The organism is Paenibacillus sp. J2L1-98, assembly GCF_056269405.1.
In genome coordinates this window covers 737,282-752,685 of the sequence record NZ_JBWDNW010000001.1, presented here as the reverse complement: position 1 = coordinate 752,685, position 15,404 = coordinate 737,282, and the positions used below count along the sequence as shown (strand labels likewise).

The 15,404-nt window shown below is 48.4% G+C and carries 13 protein-coding genes; 12 read left to right on the top strand and 1 reads right to left on the bottom strand.

From position 1 onward, the window contains the following. Positions 1-18: 18 nt before the first annotated feature. The 11 genes from AC0YNZ_RS03500 to AC0YNZ_RS03450 all read left to right on the top strand — a co-directional run bounded on the left by AC0YNZ_RS03500 (position 19) and on the right by AC0YNZ_RS03450 (position 13,100). Entirely contained in the window at positions 19-864 is an 846-nt protein-coding gene (locus tag AC0YNZ_RS03500) for a transketolase (RefSeq protein ID WP_475825275.1), read from the top strand. Between the two features lie 3 nt (positions 865-867). Next, positions 868-1,806 carry a transketolase family protein gene (locus AC0YNZ_RS03495; protein WP_475825274.1) on the top strand — a complete coding sequence of 313 codons (939 nt, stop codon included), beginning with the start codon at positions 868-870 and terminating at the stop codon, positions 1,804-1,806. A 12-nt stretch (positions 1,807-1,818) separates the two neighbouring features. Continuing rightward, the gene (gene glpK / locus AC0YNZ_RS03490) at positions 1,819-3,312 is read left to right on the top strand and encodes a glycerol kinase GlpK (RefSeq protein WP_475825273.1); all 1,494 of its coding nucleotides are present in this window, start codon (positions 1,819-1,821) and stop codon (positions 3,310-3,312) included. A gap of 88 nt (positions 3,313-3,400) precedes the next feature. Continuing rightward, positions 3,401-5,182, top strand: coding sequence for a sensor histidine kinase (locus tag AC0YNZ_RS03485; protein ID WP_475825272.1), 1,782 nt, complete (start codon positions 3,401-3,403; stop codon positions 5,180-5,182). 3 nt (positions 5,183-5,185) lie between these two features. After that, a complete protein-coding gene (locus AC0YNZ_RS03480) occupies positions 5,186-6,355 on the top strand; it encodes a response regulator (protein WP_475825271.1) in 1,170 nt (389 codons plus the stop codon). A gap of 261 nt (positions 6,356-6,616) precedes the next feature. Beyond that, positions 6,617-8,101 carry a DUF5605 domain-containing protein gene (locus tag AC0YNZ_RS03475; RefSeq protein WP_475825270.1) on the top strand — a complete coding sequence of 495 codons (1,485 nt, stop codon included), beginning with the start codon at positions 6,617-6,619 and terminating at the stop codon, positions 8,099-8,101. 18 nt (positions 8,102-8,119) lie between these two features. Further along, positions 8,120-9,424, top strand: a complete 1,305-nt coding sequence (locus AC0YNZ_RS03470) for an ABC transporter substrate-binding protein (RefSeq protein WP_475825269.1) — start codon at positions 8,120-8,122, stop codon at positions 9,422-9,424. A gap of 77 nt (positions 9,425-9,501) precedes the next feature. After that, entirely contained in the window at positions 9,502-10,377 is an 876-nt protein-coding gene (locus AC0YNZ_RS03465; RefSeq protein WP_475825268.1) for a carbohydrate ABC transporter permease, read from the top strand. 27 nt (positions 10,378-10,404) lie between these two features. Next, the gene (locus tag AC0YNZ_RS03460) at positions 10,405-11,241 is read left to right on the top strand and encodes a carbohydrate ABC transporter permease (protein ID WP_475825267.1); all 837 of its coding nucleotides are present in this window, start codon (positions 10,405-10,407) and stop codon (positions 11,239-11,241) included. 99 nt (positions 11,242-11,340) lie between these two features. Then, complete coding sequence (locus AC0YNZ_RS03455) at positions 11,341-12,606, top strand: acyltransferase (RefSeq protein WP_475825266.1); 1,266 nt, start codon at positions 11,341-11,343, stop codon at positions 12,604-12,606. Between the two features lie 155 nt (positions 12,607-12,761). Beyond that, entirely contained in the window at positions 12,762-13,100 is a 339-nt protein-coding gene (locus tag AC0YNZ_RS03450) for a DUF4190 domain-containing protein (protein ID WP_475825265.1), read from the top strand. A gap of 72 nt (positions 13,101-13,172) precedes the next feature. On the opposite strand, the gene AC0YNZ_RS03445 is transcribed toward AC0YNZ_RS03450, so the two are convergent. Then, positions 13,173-14,075 carry an arylamine N-acetyltransferase family protein gene (locus AC0YNZ_RS03445; RefSeq protein ID WP_475825264.1) on the bottom strand — a complete coding sequence of 301 codons (903 nt, stop codon included), beginning with the start codon at positions 14,073-14,075 and terminating at the stop codon, positions 13,173-13,175. 319 nt (positions 14,076-14,394) lie between these two features. On the opposite strand from AC0YNZ_RS03445, the gene AC0YNZ_RS03440 reads away from it, so the two are divergent. After that, positions 14,395-15,312: an ArsR/SmtB family transcription factor gene (locus AC0YNZ_RS03440; protein ID WP_475825263.1), complete on the top strand. Its 918-nt coding sequence runs from the start codon at positions 14,395-14,397 to the stop codon at positions 15,310-15,312. Positions 15,313-15,404: the final 92 nt, after the last annotated feature.

Genomic DNA, 15,404 nt, shown 5'->3' with positions numbered 1-15,404 from the left:
ATGAGGAGGAGTTTAGAGATGGAAACGATGGCATTGAAAGCTAAAGCGGCTCAAATCCGGATGGATCTGCTTCGCATGATTCACGGCGCGAAGACAGGTCATACCGGCGGATCGCTAAGCAACACGGACATTCTGACTGCATTGTATTACCGGGTAATGAACATCGATCCGCAAAACCCGAAATGGGAAAAGCGCGACCGGTTTATTGCCAGCAAGGGACATTCTGTAGAATCGTTGTGGTGTGTACTCGCTGATCTCGGATTTTTCCCGAAAGAGGAGCTGGAGACGTTCAGCCAATTCGGAACAAGACTAATCGGTCACCCTAACAACAAAGTAGCGGGCATTGAGATGAATACAGGGGCACTTGGTCACGGGCTGGCGATATCGGTCGGTATGGCTTTGGCTTCCAAGCGGGATTCAAATGGCTACCGGGTTTTCTGCCTGATGGGGGACGGCGAACAAGCAGAAGGGTCGGTATGGGAAGCGGCAATGGCGGGCGCGCACTATAAGCTGGACAATTTGGTTGGGATTATCGATCGCAACCGTCTGCAGATAAGCGGTTCGACTGAAGAAGTTATGGGTCTTGATCCGCTGGAGGATAAGTGGGCTTCGTTCGGCTGGAACGTTGTATCGATTGACGGAAACGATATGGATTCGCTCGTAGAAGCGCTGGAAGCCGTACCGTCCGTTAAGAACAAACCGACTCTCATTATGGCGAATACCGTCAAAGGCAAAGGCGTTTCTTTTGCGGAAAACGTACCGCACTGGCATCATCATGTACCGAATGACGAACAGCTGGAGATGGCTTTAAACGAGCTTACAGCATTGATAGAAAGCTATAATCAGGAAGGGCAGGTGCGATAATATATGGCTAACAAAATTCCAAACCGGCAAGTGATTTGCGACACGCTTCTGGAACTGGCAAAAGACGACAGCGGCATCATGGTGCTGGCCAGCGATTCGCGCGGTTCGGCGGCTATGGCTCCATTCGCAAGTACGTATCCTGAGCAATTCGTCGAGGTGGGCATTGCCGAGCAAAATATTGTCGGCATTTCCGCCGGTCTGGCGCACAGCGGCAAGAAGCCTTTCGTCACTTCGCCAGCTTGCTTCTTAAGCATGCGGAGCATTGAACAGATCAAGGTAGACGTTGCCTATTCCGCAACGAATGTTAAATTGGTCGGAATCAGCGGCGGCGTAAGCTATGGCGCACTCGGCATGTCGCATCACTCCGTTCAGGATTTGGCGGTTATGCGGGCTATCCCCGGACTTGCGGTCGTCCTGCCTGCCGACCGGCATGAAACGAAAAAAATGACCGAAGCGCTTGTGAAGCATGAGGGTGGCGCCTATATCCGAATCGGAAGAAATCCTGTTGAGGATGTATATGAATCCGATGACTACGAATTCGTGATCGGCAAAGCGGTCACGATGCGCGAAGGATCGGATATTACGATCATCGCGGCAGGTGAAACGGTGCGGGTTGCGCTTGACGCGGAAGCTGCACTCAAAGAGACTGGCGTGTCCTGCAGAGTAATCAACATGCATACGATCAAGCCTCTTGACGAAGCGGCGATCGTTAAGGCCGCACGTGAAACCGGACGCATCATTACGATTGAAGAGCACAGCATTCACGGCGGGCTTGGCGCCGCCGTTGCAGAAGTGGTCGTTCAGGAGCATCCGGTACCCGTAAAAATTGTTGGCATTCCCGATGAACCGGCTATTGCCGGCAAGACGTCGGATGTGTTTGACCATTACGGAATCAGCGCAGACAACATCAAGAAGATTGCCTTGGAGATGCTGGGCGGATAAGGACGGCAAACGATGGAAAAATATATACTGGCGATCGATCAAAGCACATCGGGGACGAAAGCGCTTATTGTTAATCGGAACGGAAGCGTGGTCGCAAGGAGCTCGGCGGAGCATAAGCAGTCGTACCCGGCACCCGGCTGGGTAGAGCATGATCCGCTTGAAATTTACAATAACGTAATGGAAGCTGCTCTTGATGTACTCGAAAAAACAGGTATCTCACCTGGCAGCCTCGCCGCTTTAACGGTAACGAACCAGCGTGAAACGGCTGTCATGTGGGATAGGGAAACCGGTATTCCTGTGTACGATGCGATTGTGTGGCAGTGTCAACGAACGGCTGAACAGTGCGCCGGAATGAAAGCGGCTGGACATGAGGAGATCGTAAGGGAGAAAACGGGGTTGATGCTTGACCCCTATTTCTCAGCGGCCAAGTGGAGATGGATGCTGGAGCATGCGGATGGCGCAGCCAAAAAGCTGGATGAAGGGAAGCTGCTAGCCGGAACGATCGACAGCTGGCTCATTTGGAAGCTTACCGGGGGACGGGTTCATGCTACCGATTACACGAATGCGAGCCGAACGTCGCTGTTTAATATCCACACGCTGGAATGGGATGAGGAGATGTGTTCCTTATTCGGGGTGCCTTCAGCGCTGCTTCCGGAAGTAAAGTCCTCCGATGACTTGTTTGGTTACACGGAAGAGTCCGGCTGGCTGGGAGCCCGCGTTCCGGTATCAGGTATTATTGGCGATTCTCAAGCGGCGCTGTTCGGCAACCTGTGCTTGGAAGAAGGATCTGCCAAAGCGACATATGGAACGGGAACATCGGTGCTTATGAATGTCGGCAGTAAGCCGGCATTTTCCGGTAACGGGCTCGTTCAAGCGATTGCCTGGGGAAGAGGCGGAGAAATAACTTATGCACTCGAGGCTGTCATTCGCACTTCCGGCGATAGTATAAAATGGATTCGGGATAATTTGGGCCTATTTGATACCTTTGACGAAATGGAGCGGTTGCTGGAGAACGTCCAGGGCAATGAAGGCGTTTATCTCATTCCGGCTTTCGTCGGTCTTGGAGCGCCGTATTGGCAGCCTAACGCAAGAGCCGCTATTACAGGAATGAACCGGGGAACCGGCAAGGCGCATATTATCCGTGCGGCTCTGGAAAGCATAGCTTACCAAGTGCGGGATGCAGTCGAGGTTCTTCAAGCCGCATCTGGCATTACGCTGCGTGAGCTGCGTGCGGACGGCGGAGCGGCGGATAATAGCTTCCTGATGCAGTTCCAATCCGACATGCTCAGCAAAAAGGTTGTAAGGTCTGGCGTTGCGGAGCTTTCGGCTATGGGATCTGTGTATATGGGCGGCCTTTCGGTCGGCTTCTGGTCATCGCTTGAGGATATTGTTAAGCAGCAAACGACGCCTCGCAGCTATGAACCCCAAATGGAACCTGATGAGGTCGAGCGTTATTACACGGGATGGAAACAAGCGGTAGCATCCGTTCTGGTTCAACTGGTGTGATAAAGACGATAATGGAATAGTCTTTAAAAAATCTCAATCTGCGGCAGCGTCCGAATGATTGAGATTTTTTATAATACGAGGTGTAACGATGTCTTATTGGAAAAATATCCGCTTTCAAACGAAGCTGTTTGCCCTGTTTATTTTATTGAGCAGCATCCCGACGCTGCTTCTTGGGACTGTTGCGTATCAAAAATCATCCGAAATGTTCCAAGATCAGATGGAACAGGATTTAAATGTTATACTCGCACAGGTAAATACCTCAATTGAACGACAAATCAGCGACTTCGACAGGTTCACCATGCTGCCGTACTATTTGCCCGACATTTTTTCATTTCTTAATAAACCTTACGTTTCATCGGAACAATGGGGATCAGAGGAGATTGATGCGCAAAGAACGATGGCTAGGCTGATGAGCGCATATCCTTCGATCAATTCATCGATAAACGGATTGATGATCTTTGGCATGAACGGATCGATTAACGGCTATCGGATTAGCGGAAATTCTTCGATCAATCTGAAGGAAAATGTAAAAGGCGACAAATGGTACAAGGAAGTTATTGCGAATCAAGGCGGCTTCGTCATAACCGGTGTGAAAGAGGTGAAGCAATTCAACGGCGAACCTTTTAAAGCTATCATCGGATCGAGGCTCTTAATGGACGAGGATTATCACCCGCTCGCCGTTATGGCTATCTTTATATCGCCGAATTTCATCCCGAAGATCGTTCGCTCGTTAGAGCTTCCAACCGTACAAGTAACGGTGCTCGACCGGGATCGGAATCTCATTTATGCTTCTGATCCCAAGCTTGCGGAGCAGCTGGGTTCGGCCATATCAGATCAGAGAAAAGGAAGCTGGGAAATCCAAGCCTCGCCTGATCGCGGCGGTACGAAGTACAGCGGTGTTTTTCTGCAGAGCGACTATTTAGGCTGGAAAATCTATATGGGCGTGAATCAGGACGAAATGCTGAAGGGGAGCCGTTCTATCCGCAATTTCACCATTATTATTGTAGTCGCGCTCTTTTTCCTTGCTGCGGCCGTCTCCTGGCTTCTGGCAAGAGGACTTTCGAAGCCGATCTATCGGCTGATAAGGTCTATGCGGGCAGTTGAGAAGGGTGACTTCTCCATACCTGCCGCTCAGGAGCGGGAAGATGAAATCGGCCGGCTTGAATCGAGCTACGGGAGAATGGTTTATCGGATGGGTGAATTGATTCTGTCGATTGAAGAGAAGGAACGGCAGAAGCGGCATGCGGAGCTCTACGCGCTTCGTGCCCGGATTCAGCCGCATTTTTTGTACAATACGTTGAACTCCATTCGTATGCTGGCTATTCTGCAGCAGTCAACGCAAATCGCAAAGCTGATTCAATCGCTTAATAAGCTGCTGCATGCCAATATGAAATTGGATAGCGAGCTCGTTTCATTAGAAGACGAGATTCGGATGCTGAAGGATTACACCATATTAATGGATTTGCGCTATACGAATGTGTTTGAGGTGGAATGGCAAATTCCGGAGGCCGTTCTAAATGCGTCCGTGCCTCCCATGCTGCTCCAACCGATACTTGAAAATGCGATTTTCCACGGGGCAAAAGGGCTCGAGAGAAAACTGTACATTGCCGTGTCGGCCAGCCTAACGTCTGATAACCGCATGCTGATCATCGAGATTCGAGATGACGGCGCCGGGTTCCAGGATGGCATGCTTGCTCTGCAAAGCGATAACGAAGACGATGCGAATTCATCTCATATCGGCCTGCGAAACGTTCGGGACCGAATCCGTCTCAGGTTCGGCGAGGAATATGGTTTGTCCGCCAAGCGGCATGAAGGGCAAACCTCTGTTATTCTCAAGATGCCTTATAAACCAATGGACAAGGAGGGGTAGGCGATGTGGAATCTGCTCGTCGTTGAGGATGAATCCATCGTTCGGCTCGGACTTCGCTACATGATCAATTGGGAAAGCTGCGGTATTTGCTGGAAGGCTGAGGCATCTAATGGCGAAGAAGCGATACGGATCATGGAGAAGGAAGACATCCATATTGTCATGACGGATATAAGAATGCCCGGGATGGACGGCCTTGAGCTTGCCAAGCGGATCAAACAATGGAAGCCCGAAGTACAAGTTATTATTTTGAGCAGCTATGACACTTTTTCTTATGTTAAGGAAGCGCTGCGGCTCGGGGCGGCTGATTACTTGCACAAGCCGACGATGGATGAAGACGAGATTGCAGCGACGCTTCGCAAGGTCGTTGGACGCCTAGAGGAAACGGTGGAAACGAAGCCCGAGTTGACTGAAGAAGAAAAAAATGATTACTACCTGTCGTTATTGGATAAATATACTTTTCCGGAGCAGCCCGTCATGTCCGAGCTTGAGAGCGGACGGTTCGATTCCGGCTATTGGCTGACGGTTTTTCGGAAGCGGGATGATGCGATACTGGACAGCGAGGATGAAGATAATTTGCGGTTTCTGTCCATCCAATACCTCATTGAGGAGTATGTAGCCAAGGAATGGGGAGGTATCGTCTTTCACCGCAGCTTTCGCGAAATTATTTGGATCGCTCCGGCTGTAACGAAAGACGGGCAAGTAGAGAAGAGCAAATACTTGGAGAACCTGCGGCAAAAGGTGCTGGAGCTGCTTAATGTGGCGTTGATCTATTCGGTAAGCTCCTGCTACGACCAGATGATTCAATTGCCGGAAGCCTATATGGAAGCGCTTCTCAGGTTTCCTGTAAACGAACAAAGCGATAATCTTATCGTCCGCAAGGCAAAGGAGTTTATGGATAAAAATTTGCTGGAGGACATCACATTAGCAAAAGTAGCAGCGGCGATTCACGTAAGCCCCGGATACTTAAGCCGGGTATTCTTGAAAGAAATTGGTGAAAACTTCATTGAATACATCACCCGCAACAAGCTGGAATATGCGCAGAAGCTGCTGCGGGAAACGAATCGTAAAGTGTATGAAATCGCTGCAGATATCGGGTATACAAACCCTCATTACTTCAGTAAGTTGTTCAAAGAGCGTATCGGCGTAAGTCCGCTAGAGTACCGCAATCAATAAGCTTTATACAGGCGATGAGAAACCCTTATGTCCTTTACGCAGAACTCAGCGGGCATAAGGGATTTTTTATGTCAGTCAAACGCCAGAACAAAAAAACGTAGGAAATGTCATCGATCGTCTAGTTGCCCATATGAACAGGATATGCCGTCAGAAAAAACGTAAAATTAACGAACAAAACAGCCGTTTACAGCGCTACCGGGCAACGTGCCGAGTCCTTAGAATAAGGAGTAAGAAATAAATGAAAGAAAGGAAATTAAATCGATGGGACGCAATCTGGATCACGAATTTGTGATGGAAAGATGGGGAAGATTTGAGCTTCGGCTTGACGGGCCGGCCGGAGGTAATCCTTATAAAGAAGTGACGCTAACAGCACGATTCCATTACCGTCATCGAACGGTTGAAGCGGATGGCTTCTATGACGGAAACGGACAATATTGTATCCGTTTCATGCCCGATACCGAGGGCATGTGGACCTTTGAAACCGTGAGTAACGCGGCGGAATTGGACGGGCTCGAAGGCAGGTTAACATGCACGGAGCCGGGGGCCGGCAATCATGGGCCCGTAGGAGTCGATAAACAGGTTCATTTCGCATATGCGGACGGAACACCTTATTATCCTTTTGGAACGACAAGTTATGTTTGGAACCATCAAAGTGAACAATTGGAAGAGCAAACGTTAGCGAGCTTGAGGGAATCGGCGGCATTTAACAAAATTCGCATGTGCGTTTTCCCTAAGCATTATGACTATAATTTGGGTGAACCTGAGCGGTATCCGTTCGAGGGCTCGCTTCAGACGGGATGGGATTACACGGCTTTTAATCCGGCCTACTGGCAGCACCTGGAACGCCGCATTGAGGATCTGCAGAACTTGGGGATTGAGGCGGATCTGATCCTTTTCCACCCTTACGACCGCTGGGGCTTTGCCGAGATGAGCCCGGAAACGGATGATTTTTACTTGCGTTACGCCATAGCCAGACTGTCCGCTTTCCGCAATATCTGGTGGTCATTGGCGAACGAGTTCGATTTGATGCATGCGAAGTCGATGCGGGATTGGGACCGGTTTTTCCATATCATTCAGCAAAATGATCATTATCAGCATCTGCGCTCGATTCATAACTGGCATCATCCCGGCATTCATTACCGAAGCAATCTGCATTGGTACGATCACGGCAAACCGTGGGTGACGCATGCAAGCATCCAGCATCATGATCTGCAATTCGTACCGGAATGGCTCGACGATTATAAAAAGCCGGTTGTTATCGACGAATGCAGGTATGAAGGCGACCTGAACCATGGATGGGGCAATATCTCAGGCGAATTGATGCTTGAATTGTTCTGGCGAGGAGCAGTCCAAGGCGGCTACGTGACGCACGGGGAAACCTTCCTCAATCAAGACGAAATTATATGGTGGTCGCACGGCGGAACGCTGCACGGGGAAAGCCCGGAAAAAATCCGTTTTCTGCGGACGATCATCGAGGAAGGGCCTCAGCTTGGACAAACTTCCGTTGATTTTCAGTGGGATGCTGCCTCAGGCGGCGTAGACGGCGAATATTACCTCGTTTATTTCGGAGGAAGCAGGCCCGCATACCGTATGCTGAATTTGCCTGCGGGTACGAAGTTTGCGATTGATTTAATCGATACTTGGGAAATGACGGTTACCTTATTGGAAGGCGAATATGAAGGTCAATGCCGTGTCGATTTGCCGGCTAAACCATACCAAGCTTTACGGATAAAAAGAGTGAACTAGAAAAAGGGGGAAATAAGAATGAAAAAACTGATTTCTGTATTGATGAGTGTACTGCTTGTGACAATCATTGCCGCAGGCTGCGGGTCCAGCAGCAACGGTAACAGCAGCGGTAATGAAAACGTATCAGCAGGCGGCAACAAAGCGGGTTCTGCCGAGAAAGTAACCATCTCGTTTTGGGCAATCAATCAGGGCTGGGAATGGTTGAAGCCGGCTATCGAAGATTTTAAGAGCGAAAACCCGAATATCAACGTTGAATTTACCCAGTATGAAGTGGACCCGATTAAGGAAGCGCTGAAAGTAGCCGCGAGCTCCAAAACACTTCCGGAAATGTGGTTTACCTGGGGAGGTACGCTCGGCTCCTTCTATCCGGAAAACGGCATGACGATGGATTTGACGCAAGTGGCCGAGGATCATAAGTGGTCCGAGATCTATAATAAAGCAGCGATTGATATGACCACATATGGAGGGAAAATATCCGGTATTCCGGTACACTTGAATGTGCTTGGCATGTGGTATCCGAAGAGTGTATACGAGAAGGCTAATCTGACGCCGCCTGCAACCTTTGCCGAGTTTGAAGCGCAATTGAAAACATTGAAAGAAAACGGCGTAACGCCGCTTGCGTTCGGCAGCAAAGGCGGATGGCACACGATGCGTTTGACGGAGCAGCTGCTTGAGCACTTCGCAGGTCCTGAACTGCATGATAAGTTGAACGCTCTCGAAGCTTCGTGGAACGATCCATCCGTTGTCAAAACGTTCGAGAAAATCAAGGAGTATACGGATAATGGTTACTTCCCGAAAGGCTACTCCTTATTGGATGCGCAGGAAGCGGAGAATTTAATGTATCAGGAGCAGGCCGGGATGATCAATGAAGGCACTTGGTTTGACGGCGTTATTTCCGGTCAAGGCTTCGACAATACCAAGTATGACGTATTCAAATTCCCTTCCGACCAAACGCCGCAAAGAGCGTCGGTCTTTGCTGAAATGTTCCAGATTAACGGAGGGTCAGACCCTGCGAAGCAGGAAGCGGCAGTCAAGCTGGGTGAATATTTGACGAGCGTCAATGTCGTAAATAAATACATTGAACAATACGGTACGCCGGCAACGCTTAACGTGAATATTTCCGATAAAACGCCGCATCTGAAAACGCTTCTGGACACGGCAAACGATGGAGGCTTCCTCATTACAGACCAGGCGCTTCCGCAGGAAGTCGCGCAGAAACTGTTCGAGGCGCAGGACAAAGTCGCCCTCAATGAATGGACGCCGGCGCAAGCTGCCGAAGAATTGGGCAAAGCGGCCGAAGCCTATAAAAGCAAGCAGAAATAATGAATTCCTAAAAGTAAGGATGGGCGCGGGGCGGTCGAATGACCGCTCTGCGTCCACATTAGAAAGGAGAATGGCTAGTGGCAAATAGGGTACTGAAACCGTGGCTGTTTATAATGCCGGCCCTATTGATTTATCTGACGGTTATTTTCTTTCCGGCCATTTATACGTTCTACTTAAGTTTTTTCAGCTGGAACGGGGTAGCTCCGCATAAAGATTTTGTCGGAATCCAAAATTATACCGATCTGATTATGAATGACTCCGTATTTTTGAGGGCGTTAAAGAACAATTTGCAGTGGACGGTCGGCTCACTCGTTTTCATCATGGGAACCGGATTGATTTTGGCACTCATGTTGAACAAAAAAATGAAGGGCCGCGTTCTGTTCCGGGGCGTGTTTTATTTCCCGTATGTGTTATCCGGCATCGTCGTCGCTTCGGGCTGGGCTTGGATGTACAATCCGACTCAAGGTTTTATCAATAAAGTACTGGAATCGCTGGGACTGGACAGCTGGACGCACGCATGGCTGGCGGAACCGAAGACCGCTCTATACGCTGTGTTCGTTGCGGCCTTATGGCAGGGAGTCGGCCAGCCGATGGTCCTGTTTCTGGCAGGGCTTCAGACCATACCTGCGGACCCGTATGAAGCTGCCATCATTGACGGCGCGAAGCAGTATCAGTCCTTCTGGTATATTACGCTTCCGCTGCTCCGGGAAACGTTCATTATTGTCATTGCAACGACAATGATTGCATCGATGAAAGTATATGACATTATTTACGGAATGACGGGTGGAGGTCCGGCTGAAAGCACGCAGGTTTTGTCCTCCTGGATGTATTACCAAACCTTCCGATTCGCCAATATCGGCTCGGGATCGGCTATATCATTATTTCTCGTTCTCATTACGATGATTGTAATCATTCCGTATGTATTTTACACAACAAGGAAATCGCATCTGTAAACGGTAAAAGGATGGTGAATAAACATTATGGAAGAAATACGCGTTCATCCGGCTTGGAGCGCCCTCAGATACACCTTTTTGATTTTGCTGGCTGCACTCTTTTTAATCCCGGTTATATTTATCGCTTTCACGGCGCTTAAATCAAAGCCTGAATTGTTGACCAGCCCGTTCTATGCCCTGCCGAAGCAATTTCAATGGAGCAACTTCGCCAAAGCTTGGGATCAAGGAAATCTGAGCATGTATATGAGAAACACGGTATTCATTTGTTTGGTCAAAGTGCCCTTAGGGATCATAATAGAAGCTCTTGCCGCTTATGCTCTTACAAGACTGAATTTCAAGTGGAGCAACGCGATGTTCGCCTTTTTCTTAGTGGGCATGATGATTCCGATGCAGGCGACGCTTGTTCCGCTGAACATATTTTTGAACAAAACGCATTTGGTCAGCACGTATCCCGGCATTTTCCTCGTTTATGTCGGATTCGGGATTCCATTCGGCATATTGATTCTCCGCGGATTTTTCCGTACGATTCCAAAGGAGATTGATGAGGCGGCATTGATTGACGGATGCGGAGATATGAGCAAGTTTTTCCGGATTATACTTCCGCTATCCATACCTGCAATTGCAACGCTTGTTATATTCGATTTTATGGCGACGTGGAACGAGTTTCTGCTCGCGCAAATATTTATTACCAAAGATACAATGAAAACGATCACAACCGGCTTGATGTCATTCCGGGGCGAGCATTCAACGGACTATACGCTGTTAAACGCCGGTGTGTTGATTTCCATTATTCCGACTTTGCTGGTTTACCTGCTGTTTCAGAAATATTTTGTTTCCGGTCTGGCTGGATCGGTGAAGGGATAATCAAACCGGGTACCGTTAATTTGTTCCAATTAATCTTCCTCTAATGTTTGTCCGCTATAATCAGTATATCTTTTGCCAACTGAGAATAGAGGTGACACCATGAGAGGTTTGCAAGCGGAAATGGAACGGCAAGCGCCTGAGCCGGAGGTTCGCCACAAAAAAGAGCGGATCGAAGAAGTGACGCTGCTTCGCGCGTTTGCCTTTTTGGCGGTGGCGCTTCAGCACTGCATTGCGGAGTATATTTATCGGCCCGACATCCTGCCGGCTGACTCGATCATGCTGGCGATGCTGTTTCATTTCACCCGATTCGGCACGCCGACGTTCGTGTTTCTGTCCGGTCTGATTTTGTTTTACAATTACAGCGGGAAGCTGCATTACCGTTCGTTTATCCAAAAAAGGTTTGGCGATATTTTTATTCCTTTTCTAAGCTGGACGATCATTTACTGGATAGCGGTGGAAGGGATATTCGGCGGAAAGCTCATGCAGCCATCGGCTTGGTCGAGTATATTTCAGCAGCTGATCAAGCCGACATACGGCTACCATCTGTGGTTTATCCTTATGATTTTTCAATTTTATTTGTTATTCCCGTTGTTTTCCCGGATGGTAGGATCGTTCCGGTCGCGGCTGCAGCCCAAATCGGAAGGTGAATTATTTCCCAGGGTTGCGGGGATATCCCTGACGCTTGGTCTGCTTCATGGAGCATTGATGTGGCTGTCCTATTACAAAATGCCGGACTGGGCCGCTTCCGCAGGCGGTTTTTGGGCGGAGCTGATCGCAAACCGTTCTTATTATTTTATCATGTACTTATTTTACTTCCTGATGGGGAGCGTATGCGCCTTCGGCTTGAACCGGTTTCGGAAGTTCGTAGGAGATGCTATGGGCTGGACGATGATAGCGTTCATCGGGGCATATATTTGGCTCGGCTATGATGTTTTGCGCTTCTCGTCGGAGCGGATCAATTTGAATCTTTCCACCTATTTGAAGCCTACCACTTTCGCGATCATCGTCTCCCAGCTGTTGTTGCTGTATGGAGCCGCGCTGCTGCTGCAAAAAAGGAAAGGCGCGTTTTACCGCATCCTGCGGTTTATCGGACGGCATTCGTTCGGCGGTTTTCTGGCTCACGCGTTTGTGCTCATGCTGGTGAGCGGGGTAACTCGGTCCCTGCATCTCACCGGGTATCATCTGCCCGCGACGTTGATTACATTTATATTGGTTGCAGCAGGAGCGATCGGATTAGCGAGTTTGCTGGAAAAATTGCCGTTCGGACGATGGCTGGTCGGTCCAACGGGCCGCCGAAAGCCGAAGGGGCCTGAGGCAAGCCGGTCCGTTATGCAAAACAAACGCCGGCTGAATTTGGAGAAATAGTCGAATCTGGAAGGGACGTCATTTACTGATGTCCCTTTTTTGACGTTACTAATTCTGTTACTTTCTTACTATTTAGCGTGATTTTTGCTGGATGCTCATCTTGTGGGAAATGATAATGACTGGTAAAATACGGTTAGACCGAAAGGAGGACTCCAATGGATCAAATTCCGAACGAGCCGCATAATCCATATTATCAACCGATGCAGCAGCCGCCGAAAACAAACAGTAAATCGATTGTGGCGCTTGTTCTTGGTATTCTTGCTATAGTTGTACCCTATCTTGGATTTTTTATCGGTATTGTTTCTATCGTGTACGCAAGTTTATCTTTTAAAGAAATCAAAAGAACCGGCGAACAAGGCCGCGGCTTGGCGATTGCCGGACTTGTATGCGGGATTATAGGGACTGCTTTCTATGCCATTTTTTTACTAATCGCCATAATTGCTTTAATCTTTATCGGAAGCACCGGCACAGATATGAATTATTCTTCGATCTAGCCCACTTATTAGAAGGACGGACCGGCCAGCTAGACACTTGAATAAAGTGGCATACTGTCCGGTCTATTGTTTTTATACGGCAGGTCCAAACGACTCGTTGAGTTGAGCGTCGGTTTTGGATTTTTTCCAGTCCGCATGAGCCCTCTGTACCCTGTTCCAAAATTCGTCCCTTTCTAGATTGCTGTAGTTCACGAGCTGTTCTCCAAATATATCTCCTAAAACTTCAAGCCACTGCGATTTATTAGTAATCTCCATCTTCTGAATGCCTTTAATCCCCCGTTTGCTCCAAACGCAGCCCCGGATTTCATTGCTTCCTGTCTCATGCCGATGTCTAATAAGAAACATATTAAACCAAGGAGAATCCACTGAGCGGCTGTAATGCTCATGCTTCGGTTTAAATTCATCAAAATGATGTACAACAGCAGGGTCAAAATCAACGCCGGCAAATGAAGCAAGCGGATCATGATCTAAGCGCCATCCATTTGCAACCACGCTGGATTCCGCAACTTTATAAATAAACGGGGCTTGGTCATAAATGCCGGAATGAAGCGGAAGCGGTTCAAACGGCATATCGCCTAGTCCAACATCAATAATCCATTTTTCTTCTTCGAGCTGTTCATTAACTAAGTTGACAGTAAGCCCAAGGTGAAAGGAATTTACACAAGGCTCCGCTCCGTGCGGCTGCACGCCGGCCCGATGCAAAAACACCTTGTAGCCTAAGGAACGAAGCAGTGTGCTAAACGCCCCGTTCAAGTGAAAGCAATAACCGCTTCTACGATTTAGAATAAGCTGCACCGATTGTCTAAAATCGATAGCAGCGGGTTTTCTTGCGAAAATATCAACGGTTTGCCAAGAAAGATTTTTCACATGAGCTTTATGCAGCTCAAATAAGTAGGACTCGGTAGGAGGCTGGATTTCTGAAATGCCAATTCTGCTTAAATAAGCTTTTATTTCTTCACGCGTCATAATATACATGCGCAGTCACCTCTCGTCTTCAAAAATCGCCTTTCGGAGCTGTTTCTTACCGGCAGCCACAGTAACATCGTAAACGAGAAAGTGGTAGGATACAATACGAAAAAGGTTCATCTGGATCGGTACAGATGAACCTTGAAACCGCGAAAGGAGACATCACCGTGAATGCTCAGGTGCGTTACAGATGCGGACAGCAAGTTTAGGCGATCATTACGCTGCTCAGTGGAATGGTGAGGAAGCTCTGTAAGGTGTCTGAGTTGTAGCGTATACTAATAATGACTAGTTAAGTATATAGAATTTACCAAGAGGGGAGTAAAGCGGAATGTTAGAGCTGTCGATCGATGAATCGGAGCGGTTAAGAAAAGTTGCGCACGCACTCGCTTCGGATATTCGCATTAACATTTTAAAGCTGTTGAATTACAAGCAGGAAAATATCATTGATATTGCTGAAAAATTGGATCTTCCCGTATCGACTGTCGCTTCTAATATCCGAGTGCTGGAAAATGCGGGCATTATCTTGACGGAAGTGCTGCCTGCTTCCAGAGGCACGATGAAGGTTTGCTCAAGAACGTTTGACGAAATTCATATGCATCTGAATTTAAACGACGGATACAACAATTCGACGAACGTCTACCAAATCGAAATGCCGGTCGGCTGTTACACGGATTGCGAAATCCACCCGACCTGCGGCTTGATCACGGAAACCGGAATCGTACAGCCGCTGGATGAGCCGTCCTATTTTTACCATCCGAGCAGAATTTCAGCACAATTGCTCTGGTTTAGCCGGGGATACGTCGATTATAAATTTCCGCCGTTGTCGGAGACGGACGCGGACATCAAATCCATTCAATTTTCGATGGAGCTTTGCTCTGAAGCGCCTGATTACAACCACAACTGGCCGTCGGATATTACAATATGGATCAATGATATCGAGATCGGAACATGGACTTGTCCTGGCGATTTCGGCGACAGAAGGGGAAAGCTGAACCCGCATTGGATACCCGATATCCATACACAGTACGGGCTGTTGAAAACTTGGAAGGTTGATAACGCGGGAAGCTTCCTCGACGACGTGGAAATTTCAAAAGTGAAATTGGACGAGCTTAATTTGAGTATGAATAAGTTCATCAGTTTACGAATCGGAATCAAACAGAATGCGGAGCATATCGGCGGCCTCAATATTTTCGGCAAGCAGTTCGGCGATTATAACCAAGATATCATTATGCGGATCATATACTGATCGGATGCGTGTAACGAATTTATCTTATCAGAACGGATGACCGGGCTTTCCCGATAGGGACGGCCTTCTTCGTCTGCCATACATTTTAAGAT

Excerpts from the sequence above, each read along its gene's own strand:
- AC0YNZ_RS03460 (WP_475825267.1), top strand. The coding sequence starts at position 10,405 with ATGGAAGAAATACGCGTTCATCCGGCTTGGAGCGCCCTCAGATACACC.
- AC0YNZ_RS03445 (WP_475825264.1), bottom strand. The coding sequence starts at position 14,075 with ATGTATATTATGACGCGTGAAGAAATAAAAGCTTATTTAAGCAGAATT.
- AC0YNZ_RS03440 (WP_475825263.1), top strand. The coding sequence starts at position 14,395 with ATGTTAGAGCTGTCGATCGATGAATCGGAGCGGTTAAGAAAAGTTGCG.
- glpK (WP_475825273.1), top strand. The coding sequence starts at position 1,819 with ATGGAAAAATATATACTGGCGATCGATCAAAGCACATCGGGGACGAAA.
- AC0YNZ_RS03450 (WP_475825265.1), top strand. The coding sequence starts at position 12,762 with ATGGATCAAATTCCGAACGAGCCGCATAATCCATATTATCAACCGATG.
- AC0YNZ_RS03475 (WP_475825270.1), top strand. The coding sequence starts at position 6,617 with ATGGGACGCAATCTGGATCACGAATTTGTGATGGAAAGATGGGGAAGA.
- AC0YNZ_RS03485 (WP_475825272.1), top strand. The coding sequence starts at position 3,401 with ATGTCTTATTGGAAAAATATCCGCTTTCAAACGAAGCTGTTTGCCCTG.
- AC0YNZ_RS03480 (WP_475825271.1), top strand. The coding sequence starts at position 5,186 with ATGTGGAATCTGCTCGTCGTTGAGGATGAATCCATCGTTCGGCTCGGA.
- AC0YNZ_RS03470 (WP_475825269.1), top strand. The coding sequence starts at position 8,120 with ATGAAAAAACTGATTTCTGTATTGATGAGTGTACTGCTTGTGACAATC.
- AC0YNZ_RS03455 (WP_475825266.1), top strand. The coding sequence starts at position 11,341 with ATGAGAGGTTTGCAAGCGGAAATGGAACGGCAAGCGCCTGAGCCGGAG.
- AC0YNZ_RS03495 (WP_475825274.1), top strand. The coding sequence starts at position 868 with ATGGCTAACAAAATTCCAAACCGGCAAGTGATTTGCGACACGCTTCTG.
- AC0YNZ_RS03500 (WP_475825275.1), top strand. The coding sequence starts at position 19 with ATGGAAACGATGGCATTGAAAGCTAAAGCGGCTCAAATCCGGATGGAT.